The sequence below is a fragment of the Bradyrhizobium sp. genome, assembly GCF_049581145.1.
Classification (GTDB): Bacteria; Pseudomonadota; Alphaproteobacteria; order Rhizobiales; family Xanthobacteraceae; genus Bradyrhizobium.
The window spans coordinates 1-4,623 of sequence record NZ_JBAURI010001048.1 but is presented as its reverse complement, the minus strand read 5'-3'; the positions used below and the strand labels follow the sequence as shown (position 1 = coordinate 4,623).

Here is a 4,623-nt window from a genome sequence, read left to right as displayed (position 1 = left end):
CCATGCACACAGTATCCTGGCTGTTTTCATGGAGAGGAGCAGCGCGCAAAGCGATGCGGCCGCGGGAGGCGGCCGTGCAAGCTGCCATCTTTCGGGACGCAAGCCTTCGCCACTGAGGGGCGAAGGCTTGCTCCTCAGGATGATCCGGAGTCCGTGGAAACTCCTGGTTTCATGGACTCGCTCAACTGGTTCGCTTCGTTCTCTCACGGCCCGATCGAGGTGAAAGCAACCCCTGCTGCGCGGGCTCAGTGCCGCGCGTTTGATTGCCGGGTTACTTGCTGCGCTGCATCCTTCATTGCCGCAGGCCCCTTTATATTCCGCACAGTTTGATCGGAATCAACGCGGGTTCCGTCGGCGGGGAGTTGCGTGGCCGGACTGGGCCAGCGACGTGGGTCGAGCCGGCGCTGAAGCAAGAACGCGGAGGGAGAGATGAGTTCGGTCGCCATCAAGGGCAATGGGCTTCCGTCAAAGCTGCTCTGGGCCGTCGTGATCATCGTCGGCACGATTTCTTTTGGAATCGTCGCGCTCAGCCGAGGCGAGAGTATCAACGCGGCCTGGCTCGTCATCGCCGCGGTCTGCATCTATTTCATCGCCTACCGCTTCTACGCGCTCTTCATCGCCGAGAAGGTTCTGGGCGTCGACCCCAAGCGGCAGACGCCCGCCTGCCAGCATAATGACGGCCTCGATTACGTGCCGACCAACCGCTATGTGCTGTTCGGTCACCACTTCGCGGCGATTGCCGGTGCCGGTCCGCTGGTCGGTCCGGTGCTCGCGGCCCAGATGGGCTACCTGCCGGGCACGCTCTGGATTCTCGCGGGCGTCGTGTTCGCCGGCGCGGTGCAGGATATGACCGTGCTGTTTCTCTCGACGCGCCGCGACGGCCGCTCGCTCGGCGACATGGTGCGCTCCGAGATGGGGCCGGTCGCCGGCGGCATTGCGCTCGTCGGCGTATTTTTGATCATGGTCATCCTGCTTGCCGTGTTGGCGCTGGTCGTGGTCAAGGCGCTGGTCGGCAGTCCGTGGGGCACCTTCACGGTATTCTCCACCATTCCAATTGCGATGCTGATGGGGGTCTATGCCCGCTTCATCCGGATCGGCCGCATCGCCGAAATGTCGGCGATCGGCGTCGTGTTGCTGCTGGCGGCGCTGATCTATGGCCGGACCGTGGCCGAAAACCCGGCGATCGCAGCCTGGTTTGATCTCCGCGGCGAGACGCTGGCGCTGATCATCATCGGATATGGTTTCGTCGCCTCGGTGCTGCCGGTGTGGCTATTGCTGGCGCCACGCGACTATCTGTCGACCTTCCTCAAGGTCGGCACCATGGCGCTGCTGGCGGTCGGCATCCTCCTGGTGCAGCCGGAGTTGAAGATGCCGGCGGTCACCCGGTTCATCGACGGCACCGGCCCGGTGTGGTCGGGCAGCCTATTCCCGTTCCTGTTCATCACCATCGCCTGCGGCTCGGTATCCGGCTTCCATGCGCTGATCGCCTCGGGCACGACCCCGAAGATGCTGGAGAATGAGAGCCAGCTCCGCTTCATCGGCTATGGCGCCATGCTGACGGAATCCTTCGTCGCCATCATGGCGATGATCGGCGCGACCGTGATCGAGCCCGGAGTCTATTTTGCCATCAACAGCCCGGGCGCGCTGATCGGCAGCACCGCCGCGCAGGCGGCGCAGGTGATCTCCGGCTGGGGCTTTGCCGTCACTCCCGACATGCTGAGCCAGATCGCCCAGGACGTCGGCGAGAAGACGCTGCTGTCGCGCACCGGCGGCGCCCCGACGCTTGCGGTTGGCATGGCCCACATCCTGTCCGGCATGTTCGGTGGCCGCCTCTGGATGGGGGTCTGGTACCACTTTGCCATCCTGTTCGAGGCGCTGTTCATCCTCACCACCGTCGATGCCGGCACCCGCGTCACCCGCTTCATGATCCAGGACATGGTCGGCAGCGTCGTGCCGGCGTTCCGCAAGACTGAATCGTGGACAAACAACCTGATCGGATCGGCGCTGGCGGTCGGCGCCTGGGGCTATTTCCTCTACCAGGGCGTGATCGATCCAATGGGCGGCATCAACACGCTCTGGCCGCTGTTCGGCATCTCCAACCAGATGCTGGCGGGCATCGCGCTGATCTTGTGCACGGTCGTCCTGTTCAAGATGAAGCGTCAGCGTTTCGCCTGGGTGACGATCATGCCGACCTTCTGGCTCCTGGTCTGCACGCTGACGGCGGGCTTGCAGAAAATCTTCAGCAGCGTGCCGGCGATCGGCTTCATTGCCCACGCGCGGGTGTTCGGCGATGCCGCCGCGGCCGGCAAGATCCTGGGGCCGGCGAAGACGATGGAGGAGATGCAACGCATCATCGCGAACGACTATGTCGACGCCACGCTGACCGCGCTGTTCGTCGCGGTGGTGGTGGCGATGATGGTCTACGGCGTCATCGCGATACGCCGGGCATTGGGCGATCCGAAGATCACCACGAGCGAGATCGAATTGCCAGCGACCGTGCCGGGAGCGACCCTTGCGTGAGACCTTGCCTGACATCCTGACGATGGCAAAATGGACCGTGCGCACCGCGCGCCTGATGGTCGGTATCCCCGACTATCAGACCTATGTCGAGCATCGCCGCCGGATGCATCCGGACCAGCCGGTCATGACCTACGAAGAGTTCTTCGTGGAGCGCCAGAACGCCCGCTACGCCGTCGGCAAGGGCCGCTTCCGCGGCTGCTGTTGAGCGCGAAAGCCGTCGCCGCGCTGCGCCCGCCCTTGAGGGGAGGGCGGATGGTGATATTGTCCCGGCGTCCGGCAGCAAGCCGAAGACACGGCGCCAGAAGCATCCCTAAATCATGAGTTTCTTCCAACGTCTCAAGACAGCGGCATCCGCCGAGTGGCGGGCCTACACCGAGCATCCCTTCACGAACGCGCTGGCGGACGGTTCGCTGGCCGAAGCGGCATTTCGCCACTACCTGGTTCAGGACTATCTGTTCCTGATCGAATTTGCCCGCGCCTATGCGCTGGCGGTCTACAAATCGCCTGAGCTCGCCGACATGCGTGACGCGGCGGCCGGCCTGTCGGCCATTCTCGACGTCGAGATGAACCTGCATGTGAAGCTCTGCAGCGGCTGGGGCCTGTCGCCCGCCGATCTCGAACAAGCTTCTCCGGCGGTCGAGATGCTCGCCTATACACGCTACGTGCTCGACGCTGGAATGCGCGGCGATCTCATGGCGCTCAAGGTCGCGCTTGCCCCATGCGTGATCGGCTATGCCGAGATCGCGACGCGGCTCGCCGCGCAACCGGATGCGGAGGCGGCAACGAACCCCTATCGGGTCTGGATCGCCGAGTATGCCGGCGGGCCTTACCAGGAGGTCGCGGCGAAAGCGCGGGCGCAGCTCGACAATCTCGCCGACCGCTACGCCACGCCGGCCCGCGCGGCGGAGCTGATCGCGATCTTCAGGGAAGCCACACGGCTGGAAGCCGATTTCTGGCAAATGGGCTGGCGCATGCATCAGCGCGGTGCCGGCAGCTCGCAGGACTGACGCGCACCCCGTCAACCGCCCCAGACGCCGTCGTGCAGCGCCGCGGCCTCGTCCTCCAGCAGCGGGCCGAGGACGTCGGTCGGGCGCTGGCCGCGGGCGAATACGTCGCGGCACGGCAGATCGAGGGTCGGGTTTTCCGGATGGTTGCCGGTGATGCCGCGCAGCCGATGCTCGCTCAGGCCATAGACGAGGCGGCCGATGCCTGCCCAATAGATCGCGCCGGCACACATCGCGCAGGGCTCGGCGGACGAATAGATCGTGGCCGCAGCCCGCACCTCCGCGCTCAGCTTGCGGCAGGCGTCGGTGGCGAGCAGGCGTTCGGCATGCGCGGTGCCGTCATGGGCGGGCAGGTAGCCGTTCTCGCTCTCGATCAGCACCTGGCCGTTCCGATCGACCAGAATGGCACCGAAGGGATGATTGCCATGGCTCAAGGAGCGGCGCGCGACGTCGAAGCAAAGCCGCAGGAAATGCGCGTCGCGATCGCCTGCACCCGGGCCGTCGGGTTGAGCCATCAAACGCCTCGCATCAATGCCCTGCCATGTGCCGGCCGATCTCGGTCAGGTCGGCTTCGCTGGCGCGGGTCTCGTAGACCAACTGGCCATGGAACATCACCACCAGACGATCCGATAATTCCAGCAATTCGTCGAGATCCTCGCTGACCAGCAGCACGGCGGCGCCGCGGTTGCGCGCGGCCATGATCTCGGCGTGGATCTGTGCCACCGCCGCGAAATCCAGCCCGAAGCAGGGATTGGCGGCGATCAGGACCTCGACGTCGCCACCGAGCTCGCGCGCCAGCACCGTGCGCTGGACGTTGCCGCCCGACAGCGCCGAAATCGGCGTATCGGGCGTGCGGGTCTTGATCTTGTACTGGGCGATCTTCCTGGTCGCATCGTTGCGAAACGCCGAACGGTTGAGCCACCAGCCGCCGGTTGCGAACGGTGCGCGGTCGAATTCGCGGAAAGCGATGTTGTCGGCGACGCTCATGCCACCGACGCAGGCGTTCTTCAGCGGCTCCTCGGGCAACAGCGACATCCGGTGCCGGCGCATCTCCTCGCGGCGCGCATGATAGGGATCGCCGGCAACGCGGATTTCGCCG

At 65.2% G+C, this 4,623-nt stretch carries 5 protein-coding genes; 3 read left to right on the top strand and 2 right to left on the bottom strand.

Annotated elements, in window-relative coordinates; translation table 11 throughout:
- Nucleotides 1–429: 429 nt before the first annotated feature.
- The 3 genes from WCB02_RS33920 to tenA all read left to right on the top strand — a co-directional run bounded on the left by WCB02_RS33920 (nt 430) and on the right by tenA (nt 3,527).
- The gene (locus WCB02_RS33920) at nt 430–2,520 is read left to right on the top strand and encodes a carbon starvation CstA family protein (protein ID WP_423965385.1); all 2,091 of its coding nucleotides are present in this window, start codon (nt 430–432) and stop codon (nt 2,518–2,520) included.
- Between the two features lie 22 nt (nt 2,521–2,542).
- A complete protein-coding gene (locus WCB02_RS33915; protein ID WP_423965387.1) occupies nt 2,543–2,725 on the top strand; it encodes a YbdD/YjiX family protein in 183 nt (60 codons plus the stop codon).
- 112 nt (nt 2,726–2,837) lie between these two features.
- Complete coding sequence (gene tenA / locus WCB02_RS33910; RefSeq protein ID WP_423965382.1) at nt 2,838–3,527, top strand: thiaminase II; 690 nt, start codon at nt 2,838–2,840, stop codon at nt 3,525–3,527.
- A gap of 11 nt (nt 3,528–3,538) precedes the next feature.
- Here tenA and WCB02_RS33905 read toward each other — a convergent pair whose 3' ends face one another.
- Together WCB02_RS33905 and WCB02_RS33900 are read right to left on the bottom strand one after the other, a co-directional pair.
- Nucleotides 3,539–4,039, bottom strand: coding sequence for a nucleoside deaminase (locus WCB02_RS33905; RefSeq protein WP_423965379.1), 501 nt, complete (start codon nt 4,037–4,039; stop codon nt 3,539–3,541).
- Between the two features lie 13 nt (nt 4,040–4,052).
- On the bottom strand, nt 4,053–4,623 hold a 571-nt coding region (locus WCB02_RS33900), incomplete at its 5' end, for an ATP-binding cassette domain-containing protein (RefSeq protein ID WP_423965377.1).

Coding starts and splice junctions, on each gene's coding strand:
- WCB02_RS33915 (WP_423965387.1), top strand. CDS start 2,543: ATGGCAAAATGGACCGTGCGCACCGCGCGCCTGATGGTCGGTATCCCC.
- tenA (WP_423965382.1), top strand. CDS start 2,838: ATGAGTTTCTTCCAACGTCTCAAGACAGCGGCATCCGCCGAGTGGCGG.
- WCB02_RS33920 (WP_423965385.1), top strand. CDS start 430: ATGAGTTCGGTCGCCATCAAGGGCAATGGGCTTCCGTCAAAGCTGCTC.
- WCB02_RS33905 (WP_423965379.1), bottom strand. CDS start 4,039: ATGGCTCAACCCGACGGCCCGGGTGCAGGCGATCGCGACGCGCATTTC.